This is a genomic window from Streptomyces sp. NPDC031132, assembly GCF_055570595.1.
In genome coordinates this window covers 280,559-302,959 of record NZ_JBVIGX010000001.1, presented here as the reverse complement: position 1 = coordinate 302,959, position 22,401 = coordinate 280,559, and the positions used below count along the sequence as shown (strand labels likewise).

Annotated in this window: 22 protein-coding genes; 4 read left to right on the top strand and 18 right to left on the bottom strand. The window is 70.4% G+C overall.

Going from position 1 to position 22,401, the window contains the following annotated elements:
• Nucleotides 1-144 precede the first annotated feature (144 nt).
• From ACZ49B_RS01405 to ACZ49B_RS01395, 3 genes are all read right to left on the bottom strand, one after another.
• Nucleotides 145-2,580 (bottom strand): ATP-binding protein, encoded by a 2,436-nt coding sequence (locus tag ACZ49B_RS01405; protein ID WP_468299322.1) that lies wholly within the window; start codon nucleotides 2,578-2,580, stop codon nucleotides 145-147.
• 192 nt (nucleotides 2,581-2,772) lie between these two features.
• The gene (locus ACZ49B_RS01400; protein ID WP_030153791.1) at nucleotides 2,773-3,096 is read right to left on the bottom strand and encodes an STAS domain-containing protein; all 324 of its coding nucleotides are present in this window, start codon (nucleotides 3,094-3,096) and stop codon (nucleotides 2,773-2,775) included.
• 186 nt (nucleotides 3,097-3,282) lie between these two features.
• Complete coding sequence (locus ACZ49B_RS01395) at nucleotides 3,283-4,131, bottom strand: 3-hydroxyacyl-CoA dehydrogenase family protein (RefSeq protein WP_468299320.1); 849 nt, start codon at nucleotides 4,129-4,131, stop codon at nucleotides 3,283-3,285.
• Between the two features lie 232 nt (nucleotides 4,132-4,363).
• Here ACZ49B_RS01395 and ACZ49B_RS01390 point away from each other — a divergent pair, with 232 nt between their 5' ends.
• Nucleotides 4,364-4,936: a cob(I)yrinic acid a,c-diamide adenosyltransferase gene (locus ACZ49B_RS01390; RefSeq protein ID WP_468299318.1), complete on the top strand. Its 573-nt coding sequence runs from the start codon at nucleotides 4,364-4,366 to the stop codon at nucleotides 4,934-4,936.
• Here ACZ49B_RS01390 and ACZ49B_RS01385 read toward each other — a convergent pair.
• Nucleotides 4,933-5,502, bottom strand: coding sequence for a hypothetical protein (locus tag ACZ49B_RS01385; protein WP_468299316.1), 570 nt, complete (start codon nucleotides 5,500-5,502; stop codon nucleotides 4,933-4,935). The genes ACZ49B_RS01390 and ACZ49B_RS01385 overlap by 4 nt on opposite strands.
• A 166-nt stretch (nucleotides 5,503-5,668) precedes the next feature.
• Here ACZ49B_RS01385 and ACZ49B_RS01380 point away from each other — a divergent pair, with 166 nt between their 5' ends.
• From ACZ49B_RS01380 to ACZ49B_RS01370, 3 genes are all read left to right on the top strand, one after another.
• The gene (locus ACZ49B_RS01380) at nucleotides 5,669-6,898 is read left to right on the top strand and encodes a sensor histidine kinase (RefSeq protein WP_468299314.1); all 1,230 of its coding nucleotides are present in this window, start codon (nucleotides 5,669-5,671) and stop codon (nucleotides 6,896-6,898) included.
• Entirely contained in the window at nucleotides 6,895-7,548 is a 654-nt protein-coding gene (locus ACZ49B_RS01375) for a response regulator (RefSeq protein ID WP_468299312.1), read from the top strand. The genes ACZ49B_RS01380 and ACZ49B_RS01375 overlap by 4 nt, the downstream gene beginning before the upstream one ends.
• 169 nt (nucleotides 7,549-7,717) lie before the next feature.
• Nucleotides 7,718-9,562 carry a glycosyl hydrolase family 18 protein gene (locus ACZ49B_RS01370; RefSeq protein ID WP_468299310.1) on the top strand — a complete coding sequence of 615 codons (1,845 nt, stop codon included), beginning with the start codon at nucleotides 7,718-7,720 and terminating at the stop codon, nucleotides 9,560-9,562.
• 89 nt (nucleotides 9,563-9,651) lie between these two features.
• On the opposite strand, the gene ACZ49B_RS01365 is transcribed toward ACZ49B_RS01370, so the two are convergent.
• From ACZ49B_RS01365 to ACZ49B_RS01300, 14 genes are all read right to left on the bottom strand, one after another.
• Entirely contained in the window at nucleotides 9,652-10,098 is a 447-nt protein-coding gene (locus ACZ49B_RS01365) for a DUF2550 domain-containing protein (RefSeq protein ID WP_030295266.1), read from the bottom strand.
• A gap of 130 nt (nucleotides 10,099-10,228) precedes the next feature.
• Nucleotides 10,229-10,603: a F0F1 ATP synthase subunit epsilon gene (locus ACZ49B_RS01360; RefSeq protein WP_008738187.1), complete on the bottom strand. Its 375-nt coding sequence runs from the start codon at nucleotides 10,601-10,603 to the stop codon at nucleotides 10,229-10,231.
• 128 nt (nucleotides 10,604-10,731) lie between these two features.
• Nucleotides 10,732-12,174 (bottom strand): F0F1 ATP synthase subunit beta, encoded by a 1,443-nt coding sequence (gene atpD, locus ACZ49B_RS01355; RefSeq protein WP_468299307.1) that lies wholly within the window; start codon nucleotides 12,172-12,174, stop codon nucleotides 10,732-10,734.
• The gene (locus ACZ49B_RS01350; RefSeq protein WP_468299305.1) at nucleotides 12,174-13,091 is read right to left on the bottom strand and encodes a F0F1 ATP synthase subunit gamma; all 918 of its coding nucleotides are present in this window, start codon (nucleotides 13,089-13,091) and stop codon (nucleotides 12,174-12,176) included. Before ACZ49B_RS01350 ends, atpD begins: the two co-directional genes overlap by 1 nt.
• Nucleotides 13,092-13,111: 20 nt before the next feature.
• Nucleotides 13,112-14,707 (bottom strand): F0F1 ATP synthase subunit alpha, encoded by a 1,596-nt coding sequence (gene atpA, locus ACZ49B_RS01345; RefSeq protein WP_468299303.1) that lies wholly within the window; start codon nucleotides 14,705-14,707, stop codon nucleotides 13,112-13,114.
• 132 nt (nucleotides 14,708-14,839) lie between these two features.
• Nucleotides 14,840-15,655: a F0F1 ATP synthase subunit delta gene (locus ACZ49B_RS01340; protein ID WP_468299301.1), complete on the bottom strand. Its 816-nt coding sequence runs from the start codon at nucleotides 15,653-15,655 to the stop codon at nucleotides 14,840-14,842.
• The gene (locus ACZ49B_RS01335) at nucleotides 15,652-16,191 is read right to left on the bottom strand and encodes a F0F1 ATP synthase subunit B (protein ID WP_468299299.1); all 540 of its coding nucleotides are present in this window, start codon (nucleotides 16,189-16,191) and stop codon (nucleotides 15,652-15,654) included. Before ACZ49B_RS01335 ends, ACZ49B_RS01340 begins: the two co-directional genes overlap by 4 nt.
• 41 nt (nucleotides 16,192-16,232) lie before the next feature.
• Nucleotides 16,233-16,469, bottom strand: coding sequence for an ATP synthase subunit c family protein (locus tag ACZ49B_RS01330; RefSeq protein ID WP_030153776.1), 237 nt, complete (start codon nucleotides 16,467-16,469; stop codon nucleotides 16,233-16,235).
• Between the two features lie 76 nt (nucleotides 16,470-16,545).
• Nucleotides 16,546-17,370: a F0F1 ATP synthase subunit A gene (gene atpB / locus ACZ49B_RS01325; protein WP_133896869.1), complete on the bottom strand. Its 825-nt coding sequence runs from the start codon at nucleotides 17,368-17,370 to the stop codon at nucleotides 16,546-16,548.
• 225 nt (nucleotides 17,371-17,595) lie between these two features.
• Complete coding sequence (locus ACZ49B_RS01320) at nucleotides 17,596-18,033, bottom strand: hypothetical protein (protein ID WP_468299296.1); 438 nt, start codon at nucleotides 18,031-18,033, stop codon at nucleotides 17,596-17,598.
• Nucleotides 18,034-18,316: 283 nt separating this feature from the next.
• Complete coding sequence (locus ACZ49B_RS01315) at nucleotides 18,317-19,639, bottom strand: MraY family glycosyltransferase (protein ID WP_468299294.1); 1,323 nt, start codon at nucleotides 19,637-19,639, stop codon at nucleotides 18,317-18,319.
• Nucleotides 19,640-19,755: 116 nt separating this feature from the next.
• A complete protein-coding gene (locus ACZ49B_RS01310; RefSeq protein WP_468299292.1) occupies nucleotides 19,756-20,985 on the bottom strand; it encodes a serine hydroxymethyltransferase in 1,230 nt (409 codons plus the stop codon).
• Nucleotides 20,986-21,061: 76 nt separating this feature from the next.
• On the bottom strand, nucleotides 21,062-21,751 hold the full coding sequence (locus tag ACZ49B_RS01305; RefSeq protein ID WP_468299290.1) for an arsenate reductase/protein-tyrosine-phosphatase family protein: 690 nt from the start codon (nucleotides 21,749-21,751) through the stop codon (nucleotides 21,062-21,064).
• Nucleotides 21,748-22,395, bottom strand: a complete 648-nt coding sequence (locus tag ACZ49B_RS01300; protein WP_008738155.1) for an L-threonylcarbamoyladenylate synthase — start codon at nucleotides 22,393-22,395, stop codon at nucleotides 21,748-21,750. The genes ACZ49B_RS01305 and ACZ49B_RS01300 overlap by 4 nt, the downstream gene beginning before the upstream one ends.
• Between the last annotated feature and the right edge of the window lie 6 nt (nucleotides 22,396-22,401).

The window sequence follows — 22,401 nt, the reverse complement described above, 5'->3', positions numbered from 1 at the left end:
TGGCATACACCTTACCATCCCCTCGTCTTGTGGTGTGGGTGGGGGGGGGGAGGGAGGCCCCCCCCCCCCCCCCCCCCCCTCTTTTTTTCGCCCCCCCCCCCCCCCCCCCCCCCCCCCCCCCCGGCACGACTATGCGGACACCCCCTAGCCCGTCGAGGACGGGTTGGCCGGGATCGTGCTCGTGGGCGTGGGCGTCGGAGTCGGGGTCGACACCGGAGGTGTCGTCGGCACCGACTGGGTCGGCGCCGGGTTCGAGGACGTGCCCGTCGGACCCGTCGAAGACGGCGTGCGCGACGGCTGCGTCGACGACGGCTTGCGCGACGGGGTGCGCGACGACTGGTTCGGGTCCGGGCTGAGGCCCGGTTCCGGGGCGGCCGGCTCCGAGGCGTCGGGTGCCGTCGTCCCCGGATCCGGTGCAGGATCGTTCCCGCTCGTCCCCGGCACGCCCGCACCGCCCGTCGTCCCCGCCGTCGGCGTCGAGGACACCGCCGGGCCGACCCCGCCCGCCGGGGTCTCGGGGTCCGAGCCCGTCATCGCCAGGCTCACCACCGTGCCCAGCACCACCACCGTCAGCGCTCCCGCCGCCGCCAGCAGCACCGGCTTCCGGCGCGGCTGTGCAGCCCGCACGGGCGCCGGCCGGACCGGCGCGGCCACCGTCGGCTTCGGGTCGAGGGGGAAGGCCTCCTCGAACACCTCCGACAGCGTCGTCGGCGCCGCCCGCCCGATCACCGGTACGACGGGTGCCACCGCAGTCATCGCAACCGCAGGAGCCACAGGAGCCACAGGAGCAGCCGGCCCCGTCTTCGACACCGCCGGCACCGCCGTCGTCACCGCCTCGGACGCCGTTGCCGGCGGCTCCAGCCGCAGCGGCGGCGACACCTCCACGCCCGCCTTCTCGCGGTCCGTGACCAGCGCGAGCGCCCGCCGCCCGGACACCGTGCCCCGCTTGTCGGCGAGCGCACCCTTCAGGCCTATCGACGCCTCCAGCTCGGCCCGCGCCCGGTCCAACCGCCCCTCGCACAGCGCGAGCACGCCGAGCTCGTGGTGGAAGTACGCCTGCTCCGCGACCTCTCCCGCCTTGCGCGCGGCCTCGGCCCCGGAGCGCAGCACCCGCTCCCACGCCTCCCAGTGCCGCGAGGCCGCGAACGCCGGGGCCGCGGTGCGGGCCAGCAGTACGGCGGCCACCACATCGGCGCCGGCCAGCGCCGCCACCACGGCTTCGGCCTCCGACGCGACCCGCTCCGGGGTGACCGAGGCGTGTCCGGTCCACCATGCGTAGTGGCGGGCGGCCGTACGGGCCTCCTCGGCCGCGGTGTCCGCGAACCCGGCCTCCTCCAGCTGCCGCGCGACCCCGGCGGCCAGCCGGTAGCGCGTGCCGACCGCGGTGAGCAGTCCGCAGCCCAGCAGTTCGGCGACCGCCGCGTCGGCGTGGGTGTCCCCCACGAGCGCCGGCAGGTGGGCGTGGTGCGGCATCTCCCCGCCCAGCGCGCAGGCGATCCGCAGCGCCGCCCGCGCCGACTCGCTGACCCGGGAGGCCAGCAGCTCGGCGGGTGCCGCGCCCTCGGCCAGCGTCGGCAGCGCCACGAACGCGGCGTCGCGCGGCCGCTCCTCGAATACGCCGGGCTCGTCGTCGTCGTCCTCGGCGGAGGACAGGTTGCGCTCGTCGCGCTGGCGCAGCAGTGCCGCGGCCTGGACGAAGCGCAGCGGCAGCCCCTCGGACGCGAACCGCAGGTCGCTCGCCCAGGCGGTCTCCTCCTCGGTCAGCGGCCGTCCTATGCCCGCCTCGAGCAGCTCCACGCAGTCGGCCCGGCCGAGGCCGCCGAGGAAGACCTCCTCCAGGTGCGAGTCGTCGGAGGGGGCGCGGGTGTCGGGGGTGGCGGCCAGCAGGTACGCGCACTCGGGCGTGGCCCGCAGCAGCTCGTCGAGGGCGGTGCCGCCCATCTCCAGGTCGTCGAGGAGCACGATGGCGCCGATGTCCCGTACGCGGGCCAGGAGTTGGGTCCGCTCGGGCCGCTCGGCGGAGGCCTCGTACACGGCGGCGTACAGCGCATGCAGCAGCTCGCCGGGCTGCTGGTGCCCGTACCCGCTGAGCCGTACGACCCCGTCGGGCGCCAGGCCCGTGCACTTGGCGGCGACCGCGTCGAGCAGGGCGCTGCGGCCGGATCCTGCGGGTCCGGTCAGCCGTACGGAGCGGCCGCGGCCCAGCAGCCGTACGAGCCGCTCCCGTTCCTCGTCGCGCGCGAGCAGCGGCGGGGCCGGGGCGGCGGGGCCGGGCAGGACGGGCGGCCGTGCGGCGGCGTCCCGGGCACTGCGGTCGGCGGCGTCGCGCTTGGCGGGGGCGGCGCCGCCGGTGCCGGGGCGGCGCGGCTCGATCTCGCTGCCGTCGACGGGGTTCACGGTCAGCGTGAAGTCCCCGGCGGTGAGCGTGACGATCCGCGCGACGGGGACGGGAGCAGAGGCGGAGGCCGCCGGTCCGGCTGCCGCGGACGCCGCCGCGGGAGGCACGGGTGCCGTCGCGGGAGGCACGGGCGCCGTCGCGGGCTGCTCCACCGGTTCGGCCTGCCCCTGTGTGCGGTCCATGACCTGGTCCCCCGATCGCGCCCTGCGCCGTCGCCGTCGTGTCGTACCGTCCGGCCTTCGCACATTCCGCTGTCGCTACGGGTCCGGTTTCCGCCCGAACCCTAGACGGTGCCCGGTCGTGCGGGGAACCGCAGGGGTGCCTTCACCACCGGACCGTTACGTTTCCGCAGGAAGCGTGAGCGAGGGACCGCGTCAGACCCGCGGGAGGGATTCCGCTTCCAGGCCGCCCTCGATCGCGAGGATGCGGTGCAGGCGGGTGGCGACGAGGAGCCTCTGCATCTGCGGCGGCACTCCGCGCAGGACGAGGCGGCGGCCGGTCCGGCCGGCCCTCCGGTGGGCTCCCATGATCACGCCGAGCCCGGTCGCGTCCCAGGAGTCGAGCCCGGTGAGGTCGAGCACGAGATCGCCGTGGCCGTCGTCGAGGGCGGTGTGCAGGGCCGTACGGGCGTCCGCCGCGCTGCGCACGTCGAGGCGGCCCCCGACAGCGAGTTCGGCGTGGTCGCCCCTGATGTGCATATGCGCTCCCGGCAGTCCTGGGTACGTAGGGATCCGACTGGTCCGTGGTCGGCAACTCTCACTGCAACTGACTGCCGTACGGGCAGGGAAGTTGCCGACCGTGAGCGAACCGATACCTAATTCACCCGTGCGGGTGCAGATATTCGAACAGGCGCCCAAGAACTCGGCGCCCGACGGCTCGGCGGCTCAGTGCTTGTAGAAGCCCTGCCCGCTCTTGCGGCCGATGTCACCGGCGTCCACCATGCGGCGCATCAGCTCCGGCGGGGCGAACTTCTCGTCCTGGGACTCGGTGTAGATGTTGCTGGTGGCGTGCAGCAGGATGTCGACACCCGTGAGGTCGGCGGTGGCGAGCGGCCCCATGGCGTGGCCGAAGCCCAGCTTGCAGGCGATGTCGATGTCCTCGGCGGAGGCCACGCCCGATTCGTACAGCTTCGCGGCTTCCACGATCAGGGCGGAGATCAGACGGGTCGTCACGAAGCCGGCGACGTCGCGGTTGACGACGATGCAGGTCTTGCCGACGGACTCGGCGAACGCCCGGGTGGTCGCGAGGGCCTCGTCGCTCGTCTTGTAGCCGCGGACGAGCTCACAGAGCTGCATCATCGGGACGGGCGAGAAGAAGTGCGCGCCGACGACCCGCTCCGGACGCTCCGTCACGGCCGCGATCTTGGTGATCGGGATGGCGGAGGTGTTGGACGCGAGGATCGCGTCGTCCCGTACGAGCTTGTCGAGCGTGCGGAAGATCTCGTGCTTGACCTCGAGCTTCTCGAAGACGGCCTCGACGACGATGTCGACGTCGGCGACGGCGTCGAGGTCGGTGGTCGTCTTGATGCGGGCGAGCGCGGCCTCGGCGTCCTCGGCCGTCATCTTGCCCTTGGAGACGAACTTGTCGTACGAGGCCTTGATCCCGTCGGTACCGCGGGTCAGCGCGGCATCGGTGACATCACGCAGTACGACGTCCCACCCCGCCTGAGCGGAGACCTGAGCAATTCCGGAACCCATCAGTCCGGCACCGATGACGGCGAGCTTCCCAGCCACTGCACACCCCACGTTCTTCAATTCGGCCCAGCTTCGTAGCCTCTCCGGCGGAGACTAGCGCTCGCGCGGGGTCGTGTGACCGCGAAGTAACACGCGTCACGTCTCAACTGACGGACATCACACCGGTCCGGCCGAGCCGCCCGCTCCCGCCAACCGCGCCCCGATCGCCCGCAGTCGCGCAGACGGCCGGGGCGGAGCCGCACACCGCGCCGCGGCTCATTACGCTGACTGCATGGTGAACCTCACGCGCATCTACACCCGGACCGGCGACAAGGGCACGACCGCCCTCGGCGACATGAGCCGTACGGCCAAGACGGACCTGCGGATCTCCGCCTACGCCGACGCCAACGAGGCCAACGCGGCCATCGGCACGGCGATCGCCCTCGGCGGCCTGCCGGCGGATGTCGTGAAGGTCCTGGTACGAGTACAGAACGACCTGTTCGACGTCGGCGCCGACCTGTGCACCCCGGTCGTCGAGAACCCCGAGTACCCGCCGCTGCGCGTCGAGCAGTTCTACATCGACAAGCTCGAGGCGGACTGCGACCACTTCAACGAGCAGCTGGAGAAGCTCCGCAGCTTCATCCTCCCCGGCGGCACCCCCGGCGCGGCCCTCCTGCACCAGGCCTGCACGGTGGTCCGCCGCGCCGAGCGCTCCACCTGGGCGGCGCTGGAGGTGCACGGCGAGGTGATGAACCCGCTGACCGCGACCTACCTGAACCGCCTCTCCGACCTCCTCTTCATTCTGGCCCGTACGGCCAACAAGGAGGTCGGGGACGTCCTCTGGGTCCCGGGCGGCGAGCGCTAGCGCTCGACCTCGGCCGGCTCCTCGTGCGGCTCCGCCGCGGGGGCCTTGCGCGGCCACAGCGTGTACGTGGCGGCGATCACGGCCTGGATGCCGAGCACCCGCAGGGCGGCGAACTGCCACGACTGCAGGCTGCCGGTGTCGGCCGCGTCGCCCACGTACCAGATCGCGGCCTGCAGCAGCCCGAGCGCGACGGCCGCGCCGGCCAGGGTGCGGGTCCACAGCTTCCACTCGTGGACCGCCCTGGCCCTGCCGTACTTCGGGCCGGGCGGCTTCGGCCCGCCGCCGAAGCGGTACGCCGCGTGCCGGTCGAGCCACTTCACCGTGTAGTGGCCGTAGCCGACGGTGTAGCCGATGTACAGCGCGGCCAGGCCGTGCGTCCAGCTCGGCTCGCCGCCGTTCTTCAGGTCCAGGGTGGTGACCACCAGCAGCACCAGCTCCAGCAGCGGCTCGCACAGCAGGACCGCCGCCCCCAGCCTCGGCATCTTCGCGAGGTAGCGCAGCGCCAGTCCGCCGGCGAGCAGCACCCAGAAGGCGATCTCGCAGGCGATGATCAGTGCGACGAGCACCGGATTCTCCCTTCCGTTCGCGTTTCGACGAGCACTGCATCCAGGCTCCCGTCCGATCCGCGCCCCTTCGTCGTCGCCGGTGACGAACCGTGACTGCATCCTTCGGCGTACTGCCACGCCGCCCGGCCTCCGCCCCGGCGGCGACGCCCGGCGCTCCCCCACCCTGTTGGATAGGACCGTGATCCCGACCATCACCACCGCGGCGCCCGCCAAGACCTTCCGCCCCCACCGCGACGACGTCCTCCTCGCGGTGCTCAGCGTGCTGGCGGGCCTGCTGCTCTGGTCGCTCGGCGTCTACAGCACGAGCAACCGGCACTTCTTCCCCGACTGGGCGGCCCTCGTCCCGCTCCTCGCGCTCGGCACGATGGAGCTGCTGCGCCGCACCGCGCCCAACGTCACCCTGGCCGTCGGCACCCTCGGAGTGATCGCCGACCAGTTCACCGTGGGCAACCTCGGCACCGTCCTGATCTTCACGGACCTGATGTACGCGGCCGTCGTCTACGGCAAACCCGCCATGGCCCGGCGGCTCCCCATCTCGACCGGCCTGGTCACCATCACCGTCACCATCGCCTCCGTGGCCTGGCTGCGCACCCCGCAGTCCCTGATGATCGGCGTGATCACCGGCATCGTGTGCTTCGGCCCGGCCCTGACCGGCGCCACCCTGCGCAACCACCGCGAGGCCGCCGAGGCCGCCCGGCTGCGCGCCGAGCAGACCGCGCTGCTGGCCGAAATGGACCGCAGCCAGGCCGTCGTCGCCGAGCGCGCCCGGATGGCCCGAGAGCTGCACGACATGGTGGCCAACCACCTGTCCGCCATCGCCATCCACTCCACCGCCGCGCTCTCCATCGACTCCCCCGCGACGAGCCGGGAGGCCCTCGGGGTGATCCGGGAGAACAGCGTGCAGGGGCTGGCCGAAATGCGCCGGTTGATCGGGCTGCTGCGGGACGCGGGCGCGGAGCAGGAGGCGACCGCCACGCCCTCCCTCGACGGGCTCGACGCCCTGCTGGGGCAGGCCCGTGTCAACGGCGCCGCGAGCGGGCTGGACTTCGTACTCCTCGACGACCGGCCGCCCGGGGAGCCGCTGCCGGCCCCCGTGGAGCTGGCGGCGTACCGGATCGTCCAGGAGTCCCTGACGAACGCCCTCAAGCACGCCGCGCCGGGCACGGTCCGGGTCCGCGTGAGCCGCGACGGCGCGGCCGGGGGGCTGCTGACCGTACGGGTGGACTCCCCGTACGGGGACCGCCCGGGCCCCCGCGCCCCGGGCTCGGGAGCCGGGCTGATCGGCATGCGGGAGCGGACGGAACTGCTGGGCGGGGAGTTCACGGCGGGCCGGGACGGATCGGTGTGGCTGGTGCGGGCGGATCTGCCCGCGGACGAGAAGGCGGTGGCGGAATGAGCATCCGGGTCGTGGTGGCCGAGGACCAGAGCGCGGTACGGGCCGGCCTGGTGCTGATCCTGCGCAGTGCGGGTGACATCGAGGTCGCGGGCGAGGCGGCGGACGGGGAGGAGGCGGTGCGCCTGGCGCGCGAGCTGCGGCCGGATCTCGTCCTCATGGACGTGCAGATGCCGCGGCTCGACGGGGTGTCGGCGACCCGCCAGGTGGTCGCGGAGGGGCTGGCCGATGTCTTGGTGCTGACCACCTTCGACCTCGACGAGTACGTGTTCGGCGCCCTGCGCGCGGGGGCCGCGGGCTTCCTGCTGAAGAACGCGGACGCGGCGGAGCTGATCGACGCGGTACGGACCGTCGCGCGCGGGGAGGGTCTGATCGCCCCGGCGGTGACCAGGCGACTGATCGCCGAGTTCGCGGCTCCGCGGCCCGTGAAGGCCCCTGTGGCTCCGGAGACGGCCGCGGCGGTGGCCTCGCTGACGCGGCGGGAGCGGGAGGTGTTCGGCGCTCTGGGCGAGGGGCTGTCGAACGCGGAGATCGCGCTGCGGCTGGAGATGGCGGAGGCGACGGTGAAGACGCACGTCAGCAGGCTGCTGGGGAAGCTCGAGCTGCGCAGCCGGGTCCAGGCGGCCGTACTGGCCCAGGAGTTGGGCCTCTAGCGGACTCCTGGAGGGAAGGTCTGGACCTCTTGACGGTTGGTCCAGACCTTTCTACGCTCGCGGCAACTGTGGTGAGCGTGCCATGACAAGCGTGCTCACGGGCGGCGCAGGTCCCATCCCCATGTCGTAGTCGGCCCCACGGCCACGACGGACCTACGGAGGAGCACCCTTGAGCACAGCACCCCCACCCCGCATCCGTCTCTTCAGAAGGCTCGCCGCGACCGTGGCGGCCTTCGCCCTGCCGATCGCCGGCCTCGTGGCCCTGGCCGGCCCCGCCCAGGCCGCCGCCTCCGCGACGGCCACGTACACGAAGGTCTCCGACTGGGGCACCGGCTTCGAGGGCAAGTGGACGGTGAAGAACACCGGCACCACCGCCCTCACCAGCTGGACCGTGGAGTGGGACTACCCCTCCGGCACGACGGTCACCTCCGCCTGGGACGCCACCGTCACCAGCTCCGGCACCCACTGGACCGGCAAGAACGTCGGCTGGAACGGCACCCTCGCCCCCGGTGCCACGATCAGCTTCGGCTTCAACGGCGCCGGCTCCGGGGCCCCCAGCGGCTGCAAGGTCAACGGCGGCTCATGCGACGGCGGCTCGAACCCCACCGACAGCCCGCCGTCGGCCCCCGGGACCCCCACCGCGAGCGGGGTCACCAACACCTCCCTGACCATCGGCTGGTCCGCGGCCACCGACGACAAGGGCGTCAAGAACTACGACGTCTACCGCGGCGGCGCCAAGGTCGCCACCGTCACGGGCACGAGCTACGCCGACTCCGGCCTGACCAAGGGCACGACGTACACGTACAGCGTCGTCGCCCGCGACACCGCCGACCAGACGGGCCCGGCCTCCGGCTCCGTCTCGGTCACCACGACCGGCGGCACCAATCCCCCGGACCCGGGCGGCAAGGTCAAGCTCGGCTACTTCACCGAGTGGGGCGTCTACGGGCGCAACTACCACGTGAAGAACCTGGACACCTCCGGCTCCGCCGCGAAGATCACCCACATCAACTACGCGTTCGGCAACGTCCAGGGCGGCAAGTGCACCATCGGTGACGCCTACGCCGACTACGACAAGGCCTACACCGCCGACCAGAGCGTCGACGGAGTCGCCGACAACTGGGACCAGCCGCTGCGCGGCAACTTCAACCAGCTGCGCAAGCTCAAGGCGAAGTACCCGAACGTCAAGGTGCTGTGGTCCTTCGGCGGCTGGACCTGGTCCGGCGGCTTCGGCCAGGCCGCGGCGAACCCGGCCGCCTTCGCCGACTCCTGCTACAGCCTGGTCGAGGACCCGCGCTGGGCGGACGTCTTCGACGGCATCGACATCGACTGGGAGTACCCGAACGCCTGCGGCCTGTCCTGCGACACCAGCGGCGCCGCCTCCCTGAAGAACGTACTGTCCGCGCTGCGCACCAAGTTCGGCAGCAGCAACCTGGTGACCGCCGCGATCTCCGCGGACGGCTCCAACGGCGGCAAGCTCGACCTCGCCGACTACGCGGGCGCCTCCCCGTACGTCGACTTCTACAACGTCATGACGTACGACTTCTTCGGCGCGTGGGACGCCCAGGGCCCGACCGCCCCGCACTCCCCGCTCACCTCGTACGCCGGCATCCCGATCGCCGGCTTCAACTCCGAGGCCGCCATCACCAAGCTCAAGGGCAAGGGCATCGCCGGCTCGAAGCTCAACCTCGGCATCGGCTTCTACGGCCGCGGCTGGACCGGCGTCACGCAGGCCGCCCCCGGCGGCGCCGCCACCGGGCCCGCGCAGGGCACGTACGAGCAGGGCATCGAGGACTACAAGGTGCTCAAGGGCAGCTGCCCGGCCACCGGGACCGTCGCCGGCACGGCGTACGCCAAGTGCGGCAGCAACTGGTGGAGCTACGACACCCCCGCCACCATCGCCGGGAAGATGAGCTGGACCAAGCAGCAGGGCCTCAGGGGCGCCTTCTACTGGGAGTTCAGCGGCGACACGGCGAACGGCGAGCTCGCGAGCGCGGTCCACACCGGTCTCCAGTAACCCCCACACACTGGCCCGGTGAACGACGAAGCCGGGGGGACGGGGTCCGCCCCCTGTCCCCCCGGCTTCTCCACGTCGTACGGCCCGTGTCAGGCGACGTTCACCCTCTGCCCCGGAGGCGCCGCCTCCAGCCAGGCCAGGAAACCGGTCAGCGCGTCCTCGCTCATCGCCAGCTCCAGGCGGGTCCCGCGGTGGACACAGCCGAGCACGACGGCGTCGGACAGCAGCGCCAGCTCCTCCTCGCCCTCGGGGGCGCGGCGGGCGACCACCTCGATGGAGGAGCGCTCCAGCAGCCGGCGCGGCCGCGGGGAGTACGAGAAGACGCGGAACCACTCGATGCGGTCACCGCTGTAGCGGGCGACCCCGTACACCCAGCCCTTGCCGGAGATGTCGGGTTCCTCGGACACGCCCCAGCGCAGGCTGCAGTCGAAGGTGCCGCCGGAACGCTGGATGAGTCTGCGGCGCAGTCCGAAGACAAACAGCCCGATCACCACCAGGGCTACGACCAGGCCGCTCACAAGCAGAGCGAGGAGCATCTTCACCGACCTCCTCGCTCATCGAATCCCGCACCAACGAAAAACGGACGTACATCGCCTCAGCCGCGACCCGGTCTGGAAAATTCCAGCACGGACCGCGGCTGAGGTCGCACACTCTTCGGAACGGGGCTCAGTGCCCCGTTACCGCGCGCAGCCGGACATCGGCGCGACGCTCGGCGGCCGCATCGGCCTCCGACTTCGCGCGTTCCAGTGCCCGCTCCGCCCGCTGGACGTCAATCTCGTCAGCGAGCTCGGCGATCTCGGCCAGCAGGGACAGCTTGTTGTCCGCGAACGAGATGAATCCGCCGTGCACCGCGGCGACGACAGTGTTGCCCTCGCTGGTGCGGATGGTCACCGGGCCCGATTCCAGCACACCGAGAAGCGGCTGGTGACCGGGCATGACGCCGATGTCGCCGGACGTGGTGCGGGCGACAACAAGGGTGGCCTCGCCGGACCAGACATTGCGGTCCGCCGCGACCAGCTCGACGTGCAGCTCAGCAGCCAAGGTGGCTCCTCGGGTCACCACCCGGCGGGTCAGCCGGGTGTTGGGTCAAATTCTAATGGGCGTGGGGAGAGGGACGGGACACACCCGCCCCTCTCCGTCGATCAGCTGTGCTCGCGAGGAGCGCGGCTTCAGGAGACGCCCAGCTCCTTGGCGTTGGCCTTCAGGTCCTCGATGCCACCGCACAGGAAGAACGCCTGCTCGGGGAAGTGGTCGTAGTCACCGTCGCAGATCGCGTTGAACGCGGTGATCGACTCGTCGAGCGGAACGTCCGAACCGTCCACGCCGGTGAACTGCTTCGCCACGTGGGTGTTCTGCGACAGGAAGCGCTCGACGCGACGGGCACGGTGGACAACGAGCTTGTCCTCCTCGCCCAGCTCGTCGATGCCGAGGATCGCGATGATGTCCTGGAGGTCCTTGTACTTCTGCAGGATCCCCTTGACGCGCATCGCCGTGGCGTAGTGGTCCGCCGCGATGTACCGCGGGTCGAGGATGCGGGACGTCGAGTCCAGCGGGTCCACGGCCGGGTAGATGCCCTTCTCGGAGATCGGACGGGAGAGAACCGTCGTCGCGTCGAGGTGGGCGAACGTGGTGGCCGGCGCCGGGTCGGTCAGGTCGTCCGCGGGGACGTAGATCGCCTGCATCGAGGTGATCGAGTGACCGCGGGTCGAGGTGATGCGCTCCTGCAGCAGACCCATCTCGTCAGCCAGGTTCGGCTGGTAACCCACGGCGGACGGCATGCGGCCCAGAAGGGTCGACACCTCCGAACCGGCCTGGGTGTAACGGAAGATGTTGTCGATGAAGAAGAGCACGTCCTGCTTCTGCACATCGCGGAAGTACTCCGCCATGGTCAGACCGGCCAGGGCGACGCGCAGACGGGTGCCCGGGGGCTCGTCCATCTGGCCGAAGACGAGCGCCGTCTTGTCGATGACGCCGGAGTCGGCCATTTCCTCGATGAGGTCGTTGCCCTCACGGGTACGCTCACCGACGCCCGCGAACACCGACACACCGTCGTGGTTGTTGGCGACGCGGTAGATCATTTCCTGGATCAGAACGGTCTTGCCGACACCGGCACCACCGAACAGACCGATCTTTCCACCCTTGACGTACGGGGTGAGAAGGTCGATGACCTTGACGCCGGTCTCGAACATCTCGGTCTTCGACTCGAGCTCGTCGAAGCGGGGCGCCTTGCGGTGGATGGGCCAGCGCTCGGTGACCTCGGCGTTCGCCTCGGGGTAGTTGAGCACCTCACCCAGGGTGTTGAAGACCTTGCCCTTGGTGAAGTCACCGACGGGGACGGTGATGCCCTCGCCCGTGTCGGTCACCGGGGCCTGGCGGACCAGACCGTCGGTGGGCTGCATGGAGATCGTGCGGACCACGCCGTCACCCAGGTGCTGGGCGACCTCGAGGGTCAGCGTCTTGAGCGCACCGTTCTCGGCCGGGTCGGCGACCTGGACCTTCAGCGCGTTGTAGATGTCGGGCATCGCGTCGACGGGGAACTCCACGTCGACGACCGGGCCGATGACCCGGGCGACGCGGCCCGTGGCGGCGGCCGTCTCAACAGAGGTCGTCATTACTTGTCACTCCCCGCGGTCGCGTCGGCCATGGCGCTGGCGCCACCGACGATCTCGCTGATTTCCTGGGTGATTTCGGCCTGGCGGGCCGCGTTGGCAAGCCGGGAGAGGCTCTTGATGAGATCCCCGGCGTTGTCGGTCGCCGACTTCATCGCGCGGCGGCGGGCGGCGTGCTCGGAAGCGGCCGACTGCAGCAGTGCGTTGTAGATACGGCTCTCGACGTAGCGCGGCAGCAGGGCGTCGAGGACGTCCTCCGCCGACGGCTCGAAGTCGAACAGCGGAAGGATTTCGGCCTTCGCGCCGGACTCTTCTTCGGGCTTGTCGAAGCTGAGCGGCAGCATCCGGCCGTCGACCGCGGTCTGCGTCATCATCGACACGAATTCCGTGTAGACGATGTGCAGCTCGTCGACGCCACCCTCGGCCGTTTCCGTCTGGATGGCCTCGATCAGCGGCGCCGCGACGCGCTTGGCGTCGGCGTAGGCCGGGCTGTCCGTGAAGCCGGTCCACGAATCCGCGACCTTGCGCTCGCGGAAGCCGAAGTAGGCCAGACCCTTACGGCCGACGATGTACGTGTCGACCTCCTTGCCCTCGCCGCGCAGCCGCTCGGTGAGCCGCTCCGCCTGCTTGATGGCGTTGGAGGAGTAGCCGCCGGCCAGACCGCGGTCGCTCGTGATGAGCAGGACCGCGGCGCGCACCGGCGCCTCGACCTCGGTGGTCAGGGCGTGCTTGGTGTTCGAACCGGTCGCCACCGCGGTCACCGCACGGGTGAGCTCGGTCGCGTACGGCATCGATGCCGCCACCTTGCGCTGCGCCTTGACGATGCGCGAGGCGGCGATCATTTCCATCGCCTTGGTGATCTTCTTGGTCGCCGTGACGGCACGGATGCGACGCTTGTAGACCCGGAGCTGCGCTCCCATGAGTCAGGTCCCTTCCGTCGTCACTTGGAGACGTTGACGGCCGGCGCGTCCTCGCCCAGGAGCTTGCCGTCCGAGGTCTCGAACTGCTGCTTGAAGCCGGCGATGGCGTCGGCGATCGACGTCAGGGTGTCGTCCGACATCTTGCCGCCGTCGGCGATGGAGGTGAGGAGGTCCTTGCGCTCGCGGCGCAGGTGCTCCAGCAGCTCCGACTCGAAGCGACGGATGTCGTTCACCGGGACGTCGTCCATCTTGCCGGTGGTGCCGGCCCAGACGGAGACGACCTGCTCCTCGACGGGCATCGGCTGGTACTGGCCCTGCTTCAGCAGCTCGACGAGGCGCTTGCCGCGCTCCAGCGAGGCCTTCGAAGCGGCGTCCAGGTCGGAACCGAAGGCGGCGAACGCCTCGAGCTCGCGGTACTGGGCGAGGTCCAGACGCAGACGGCCGGAAACCTGCTTCATGGCCTTGTGCTGGGCCGAGCCACCGACGCGGGAGACCGAGATGCCGACGTTCAGCGCCGGGCGCTGGCCCGCGTTGAACAGGTCGGACTCCAGGAAGCACTGGCCGTCGGTGATGGAGATGACGTTGGTCGGGATGAACGCCGACACGTCGTTCGCCTTGGTCTCGACGATCGGCAGACCGGTCATCGAACCGGCGCCCATGTCGTCGGAGAGCTTCGCGCAGCGCTCCAGCAGACGGGAGTGCAGGTAGAAGACGTCACCCGGGTAGGCCTCACGGCCCGGCGGGCGGCGCAGCAGCAGCGACACGGCGCGGTAGGCGTCGGCCTGCTTCGACAGGTCGTCGAAGATGATCAGGACGTGCTTGCCGGCGTACATCCAGTGCTGGCCGATGGCAGAACCGGTGTACGGCGCCAGGTACTTGAAGCCGGCCGGGTCGGACGCCGGGGCGGCGACGATCGTCGTGTACTCGAGCGCGCCGGCGTCTTCCAGGGCGCCGCGAACGGACGCGATGGTCGAGCCCTTCTGGCCGATGGCGACGTAGATGCAGCGGACCTGCTTGTTCACGTCGCCGGAGCGCCAGTTGTCGCGCTGGTTGATGATCGTGTCGACGGCCAGAGCGGTCTTGCCGGTCTGACGGTCACCGATGATCAGCTGACGCTGGCCGCGGCCGACGGGCACCATCGCGTCGATGGCCTTGTAGCCGGTCTGCATGGGCTCGTGCACCGACTTGCGGACCATGACGCCCGGGGCCTGCAGCTCGAGGGCGCGACGGCCTTCGGTCGCGATCTCGCCGAGACCGTCGATCGGGTTGCCGAGCGGGTCGACGACGCGGCCGAGGTAGCCCTCGCCGACGCCGACGGAGAGCACCTCGCCGGTGCGCTGCACCGACTGGCCCTCCTCGATACCGCTGAACTCGCCGAGGACGACCGCACCGATCTCGCGCTCGTCGAGGTTGAGGGCGAGACCGAGGGTGCCGTCCTCGAACTTCAGCAGCTCGTTCGCCATGGCGGAGGGCAGGCCCTCCACCTTCGCGATGCCGTCGCCGGCAACGCTGACCGTTCCGACCTCCTCGCGCGAGGCCGCGTCCGGCTGGTACGACTGGACAAAGTTCTCCAGTGCGTCCCGGATCTCCTCCGGCCGGATCGTGAGCTCCGCCATCTGGGTTCCCTGCTCTCCTTGTTGGGCCTGAAGCTTCTTAGGGGTCTGGGGGCGACCCCCAGGAATCTTCTGCAAGTTCTGCACGGCCCAACCGGGCCGCTAGGAATGCTTTTGTTCTATTGGTGGCTGGGGTCAGCCGGCCATGCGACGGGTCGCCTCTGCGAGGCGGTCCGCGATGGTGCCGTCGATGACCTCGTCGCCGACTCGCACCGTGATCCCGCCGAGGACCTCGGGGTCCACGTCGAGGTTCAGGTGCATCTGGCGGCCGTACAGCTTGGCCAGCACCGCGCCGAGACGCTGCTTCTGCACGTCGCTGAGCGGAACCGCGCTGGTCACGGTGGCGACCATGCGGTCACGGCGCTCGGCGGCGAGCTTGGAAAGGGACTCGAGTCCCGCTTCCAGGCTACGTCCACGCGGGTGCGTGACAAGACGGGCGACCAGGCGCTCGGTGACGGCGTTCGCCTTGCCGCCGAGCAGGCTGCGCAGCAGCTCGCTCTTGGCGGAGGCGGTGGCCGCACGGTCGGTCAGCGCCGCACGCAGCTCGGTGTTCGAGGCGACGATCCGGCCGAAGCGGAAGATCTCGTCCTCGACGTTGTCGAGCGCGCCGCCCTGCTGGGCGGCCGTGAGGTCGGCGGTGGCCGCCAGGGCCTCCAGCGAGTCGACCAGGTCGCGGGACTGCGACCAGCGGGACCGGGCCATGCCCGACACCAGGTCGAGGGTTTCCCCGCCGACCTGGGTGCCCAGCAGTCGACGCACCAGCTCGGCCTTGGCCTCGCCGGACTGCGCCGGGTCCGTGATGACCCGACGCAGCGAGACCTCACGGTCGAGCAGCGCGGTGACGGCAGCCAGCTCACCGGCGAGCTTCGCCGCGTCGACGGACGTGTTGTCCGTCAGCGCGTCGAGACGCTCGCGCGCGGAGGCCAGCGCCTCGCGGCTCGCTCCGTTCATCGGGCCGCCTCGGCCTTCTCCTCGAGCTCGCTGAGGAAGCGGTCGATCGTGCGGCTCTGGCGGGCGGCGTCCTCGAGGGACTCGCCGACGAGCTTTCCGGCCAGGTCGGTGGCGAGCTTGCCCACGTCCTGACGCAGTGCATGCGAGGCAGCCTTGCGGTCGGCCGCGATCTGGGCGTGGCCGGCAGCGATGATCTCCTCACGCTGCCGCTGGCCCTCTGCGCGCAGTTCTTCCTTGAGCGCAGTGCCCTGCTCCAGCGCTTCCTGGCGCAGGCGCGCGGCCTCGTGCCGGGCTTCGGCGAGCTGGGCCTTGTACTGCTCCAGCACGCTCTGGGCCTCGGTCTGAGCGGCCTCAGCCTTCTCGATACCGCCCTCGATCTGCTCGCGGCGCTCGTCCAGAACCTTGTTGATGTTCGGGAGGAGCTTCTTCGCGAGGAAACCGAAGACGATGACGAAGGCGATCAGACCGATGACGAGCTCGGGGATCGGCGGAACGAGCGGGTTTTCCGTCTCGGCCGCGAGAACCAGGAGGTTCACATCAGTGCCTTTCGTCTAATCGGACTAGTGGTCGCGGTTCGTCAGCTGTAGACGAACGGCATGACCAGACCGATGAGGGCGAGCGCCTCACAGAAGGCGAAGCCGAGGATCTGGTTGGCGCGGATCAGACCGGCAGCCTCGGGCTGACGGGCGAGAGCCTGCGTGCCGTTACCGAAGATGATGCCGACGCCGACACCCGGGCCGATGGCCGCGAGACCGTAACCAACGGAGCTGAGGGAGCCGGTGACGCCATCGGCGGCAGCGAGGATCTGGGACATGCCAGTTCTTCCTTCTCTTTCACGGACCGGTGGGGGTTGGCCACCGGACGACAGGGGGTTTGGGGGAGGACCGGACTCAGTGGTGCTCGGCGAGTGCGCCCTGGATGAAGCTGCAGGCCAGGAGGACGAAGACGTAGGCCTGGACAGCCTGGATGAAGAGCTCGAACGCCGTCATCACGATGACCATGATGAAAGAGACGCCCGCGTAGGCGATCCCGATGCCGTTCAGCAGGTACCAGCTGGCGATGGTGAACAGCAGCAGCAGGGTGTGACCGGCGAACATGTTCGCGAACAGTCGGACCGCGTGGGTGAACGGGCGCACCAGGACGTTCGAGAAGAACTCGATGACCATGACCAGGGGCAGGACGCCGCCGAGCGACTTGTCGTAGCCCGTCAGGTTCTTGAGTCCGCCGACGAAGCCGTGACGCTTGAACGTCACCGACATCCAGATGAAGTAGACGATCGCTGCGAGCGCCGCCGGGTACGCGATGATCGCGGTCACCGGGAACTGGGCCACGGGGACGATCGACCAGACGTTCAGGACCCAGACGAAGAAGAACAGCGACACCATGAAGGGGACGTACTTCTCGCCCTCCTTCTTGCCCAGCGTCTCGTACACGATGCCGCGGCGCACGAAGTCGTAGCCGGCCTCGGCGACCATCTGGAGCTTGCCCGGTACGACCTTCGGCTTCCGGAACGCGGCCCAGAAGAAGGCGACGATGATCACCGAGCCCAGGAGGGCCAGCAGCATCGGCTTGTTGAAGTACGCACTGGTGGTGCCGGCTTCGCCCCACAGCGGCTCGAAGAGGAACGAGTGCAGGCCCGGGCCGGGGAAGCCACATCCGTCGAAGATGTGACAGTCGGTCTCGAAAGCGAGCACCTGCGTCAGGTCAGCACTCACCGCGGGCTCCTTCAGCGTGGCGCATAGGTACGGCAACCTCGTTGTGTCGGCGCGGCGCACAGCCGCTGTTCGGCACTGGACTGGTGTTACGGGTGTGGGGGCGGCGATCAGGCATCGAGCCTCGCGATGGAACAGGCGTCAGCTCAGATGCCCGCGCCCGCAATGCCGCAGTTGGCACCGGACGATAGCAGCATCTCGAACGCGCCCTTATTCCGGCCCTACCCCTCACGACTTCGGCCCCGGATTTTCGGGCTTGTCGCCCTTGGTCGAGTCCGGTTCGACGTAGAGGATCTTGGCCTTCATATGAGCACGCGTCTGTGCGCCGATCCACACGAGGGTGGTGGCGACGAGCGTGATCGCAAAGGTCTTGGGGTGGAACAGCGTCGTGTTCTTGAACACGGCGAGAAAGACGAAGAGCAGCAGGATCTGGGCCGTGTAGAGCATCAGCCCCATGGCCTGGAACAAGTGCGGCAACGATTTCGCGGTGCGTTGCAGAACGACGAATCCGATGCCCATGAACAGCATCACGACCAGCGTGGCAATGACGGCGCCGAGAGCCCCCTTGCCGCCTGCCACCACGGCGCTGATGACGGCGGCGAGAGCGCCGGCGGCAGCTGTGGGTACAGCGGCATGCAGGAGGGATCGGACGTCATCAGACCGCATGGCGGGTTGCTCCGCGTGGTGGTGGGGGCACGGACTCGTACGGACTCGTACGGGACGAGCGTAAGCCCGGGCCGAGGTCGCGCCTCGGGCCAATGGACCGTCGCACTACGGTCCTTCGGCTCTGTCGCCGGGTTTAGTGAACGGTATCACAAACTATTTGATGAGAGCTTTACCTGCGGAGTGTGCTGACTGTCACACATGAGAGCTAACCCGCCCGTGTGTGCGCGACAAGCCGTGGATGTGTGTGGTAAAGGCCGCCCATGTCGGACATGTGCCGCGGCCGTCAGCGCGTCGACTCCGCCTTACGCCGGTCGGGGAAGCGCGAACGGGGGCCTACCGCGGTCGCTCCGTTGACGCCCGAGACGCCGACCCTGACCGGCCCGACGGACTCCGGCTCGCGGCCCGAGGTGTCCTGTGCGGCCGCCTCGGCGGCGCGCTCCGCGTGCCGGTAGCGCGGCGGGACCAGACCCTCGGCCCACCGCGGGGCGCGCGGGGTGAAGCGCGGCAGGAGCAGCAGGACCAGGCCCACCGCGCTCAGCGCGACGATGGCCAGCACGATCCACATCGAGGCGGAATGCACCGAATAGGCCACCGCCCCGAAGGCGATCAATCCTGACCAGAAATACATGATCAGCACCGCGCGGCTGTGCGAATGCCCGAGTTCCAGCAGTCGGTGGTGCAGGTGCCCGCGGTCGGCCGCGAAAGGCGACTGGCCCTTCCACGTACGCCGCACGATGGCCAGGATCAGGTCCGCCATCGGGATGGCGATGATCGTCAGCGGGAGCAGAAGCGGAATGAAGACCGGGAGCATTGCGTGCGTCGCGTTGCGCTCACCGCCGGCGAACAGGGCCATGGTGTCCGGGTCCACCTGCCCGGTGATGGAGATCGCGGCGGCGGCGAGCACCAGGCCGATCAGCATCGATCCGGAGTCGCCCATGAAGATCCGGGCCGGATGCATGTTGTGCGGCAGGAAGCCCAGGCACATGCCCATCAGGATCGCGGCGAACAGCGTCGCGGGCGCGGCCGCCTCGATCCCGTAGCCGAACCAGATCCGGTACGAGTACAGGAAGAACGCCGCGGCGGCGATGCAGACCATGCCGGCGGCCAGGCCGTCGAGGCCGTCCACGAAGTTCACCGCGTTGATCGTGATCACGACGAGGGCCACGGTGAGCAGGTTGCCCTGCCACTGGGTCAGCGCGACCGTCCCGATGCCGGGGACCGGGATCCAGAGCATCGTCAGACCCTGCATGACCATCACACCGGCGGCGATCATCTGCGCGCCGAGCTTGATCAGGGCGTCGATCTCGAACTTGTCGTCGAGCACGCCGATCAGCCAGATCAGGGCCGCTCCGGAGAGCAGCGCCCGCGGTTCGTTCGACAGCTCGAAGACGCCGTTGAGGTTGCGCAGGTGGTCGGCGACCAGCAGCCCTGCGCACAGTCCGCCGAACATGGCGATGCCGCCGAGCCGCGGAGTGGGCTCGCGGTGCACGTCGCGGGCGCGGATCTCCGGCATCGCACCGGCCGCGATCGCGAACTTCCGCACGGGCCCGGTGAGCAGGTAGGTCACCGCGACCGTGACGCAAAGCGTCAGCAGATATTCACGCACGGGCTGCCCCAGATGTATCGCCGGCCATCTCAGCCCCACACATTAGCTGCGATGTACCCCTCACCGAGGACGCGAGGGGGCGGTACCGCGGTTGCGGTACGCCCCGCTTGTCCGTATTACGGCCCGTACGGGGGAAATCCGCGCGTCAGCTCGGCCACTTCCGCGCGGGTGTTCGCCCCTTCCGCGCGCAGTGCGGCGGTGAACAGCGCGGCGATCCGGGCCATCTCGGGCTCCCGCATGCCCTGCGTGGTGACGGCCGCCGTGCCGAGCCGGATCCCGCGCTGGTCCCCGTACGGGAGGGCGCAGGTGTCCAGCACGATCCCGGCGGCGGCGAGCCGGCCGCGGGCGGTCGGACCGTCGACGCCGAGCGGCGCCGGGTCGGCGGTGATCAGATGGGTGTCGGTGCCGCCCGTCGTCACCGCGAAGCCGTTGGCCGCGAGCCCTTCGGCCAGCGCCCGGGCGTTGGCCACCACCCGGTGGGCGTACGTGGTGAACGCGGGCGCCGCGGCCTCGCCGAAGGCCACCGCCTTGGCGGCGATGGTGTGCATCTGGGCGCCGCCCTGGGTGAAGGGGAACACCGCCCGGTCGATCCGCTCGGCGAACTCGGCGCCGCACAGGATCATCCCGCCGCGCGGACCGCGCAGCACCTTGTGGGTCGTCGCGCAGACGATGTCGGCGTACGGGACGGGGCTGGGCGCGGCCCCGCCGGCGACGAGCCCGATCGGATGGGCGGCGTCCGCGATGAGGTGCGCCCCGACCTCGTCGGCGATCTCCCGGAACACCGAGTACTCCGGGTGCCGGGAGTAGGAGATCGACCCGCAGACGATCGCCTTGGGGCGGTGCGTCCGCGCCAGCTGCTGCACCTGCCGGTAGTCGATGAGGCCGCTCTCGGCGTCGACCCCGTACCCGACGAAGTCGAACCAGCGTCCGGAGAAGTTGGCGGGCGAACCGTGCGTGAGGTGCCCCCCGTACGGGAGCCCCATCGCCAGCACGGTGTCCCCGGGCCGCAGCAGCGCGGCGTACGCGGCCAGCACGGCGGCGGAACCGGAATGCGGCTGCACGTTGGCGTGCTCGACGCCGAACAGCGCGCGGGCCCGCTCGACGGCCAGCCCTTCGGCGAGGTCTGCGTACTCGCAGCCGCCGTGGTATCGATGGCCCGGATATCCCTCGGCGTACTTGTTGGCGAGCGCCGATCCGAGCGCTGCGAGCACGGCGGGCGAGGTGAAGTTCTCGGCGGCGCTCAGCTGGAGGGTGGCGGCCTGGCGCTGCGCCTCCCCTGCGAGCACGTCGGCCATCTGCGGATCCTGCTGCCGCAGCAGGTCCGTGGGCGGGGTGATGACGCTCATGGCGACTCCCAGTGGCCGGTCCCGGATAGGCCCACTCTAGGCCCGGGGCCCCGATCCCGCCCTGCGGAGATGCCCGTCAGCGCCGGGTCGTGACGCCCGTCAGGGCCGTGACCACCGGGTCGAGCGCCTGGTTGATCTCGTCGCCGATCGAACGGAAGAAGGTGATCGGCGCCCCGTACGGGTCGTACACCTCGTCCGCGTCGGGCGACGGCGCCAGCAGCCACCCGCGCAGCGCGGCCGCGGCCCGTACCAGCGCACGGGCGCGCTCGGCGACGCCGTCGTCCAGCGGCGGCAGCGTGGCCGGATCTATGGCCCGCACCAGCCGCGTGAACTCCTTCAGCGTGAACGTGCGCAGCCCCGCCGAGTGCCCCATCGAGATGACCTGCGCCCGGTGGTCGCGGGTGGCGGTCAGCACCAGGTCGGCGCGTATGACGTGCTCGTCGAGCAGCTCCCGCCCGGTGAAACCGGAGGCGTCCGCACCGAAGTCCGCGAGCACGGCCGCCGCGTTCGCCTCCATCGGGGCACCCTCGTGGCCCCAGGTCCCCGCGCTCTCCACGATCAGGTCGCTCGCCGGGATGCCCCCCAGCCGGTGCGCCAGCGCATGCCGGGTCAGCCGCTCGGTGATGGGCGAGCGGCACACGTTGCCGGTGCTGACGTGGAGGATGCGGAAGGTGTCCCCTCCGGCCGCCGCCGGGTGGGAATCCCCCCAGCCGTGGCTGCCGCCGGGGGTGTGCCCGCTTGCTATGCCACGCCCCTGAGGGCTCACGGGGCCACCTCGAGGTCGGGTACGACCTCCCGCAGCTGCTCGGCGGTCAGCGCCCCCTCGCGCAGCAGGACGGGAACCTTCCCGGTGACGTCGACGATCGACGAGGGCTGGATGCCGGGCGTGGGACCGCCGTCCAGGTACACGGACACGGAGTCGCCCAGCATCTCGCGCGCCGCGTCGCAGTCCTCCGGCGCCGGGTGCCCGGAAAGGTTCGCCGAGGACACGGCCATCGGGCCGACCTCGGTGAGCAGCTCGATGGCGACGGGGTGCAGCGGCATGCGGACGGCCACGGTGCCGCGGGTCTCCCCCAGGTCCCAGGCGAGCGACGGCTGGTGCTTGGCGACCAGCGTCAGCGCGCCCGGCCAGAAGGCGTCGACGAGCTCCCAGGCCTGCTCGGAGAAGTCCGTGACGAGGCCGTGCAGGGTGTTCGGGGAGCCGATGAGCACGGGGGTCGGCATGTTGCGGCCGCGCCCCTTGGCGGCGAGCAGGTCGCCGACGGCCTCCGCGCTGAAGGCGTCCGCGCCGATCCCGTACAGGGTGTCGGTGGGCAGCACGACGAGCTCGCCGCGGCGCACGGCGGATGCGGCTTCACGCAGACCCGTCTTGCGGTCCGTCGCGTCGTTGCAGTCGTATCGCCGGGCCATCAGCGG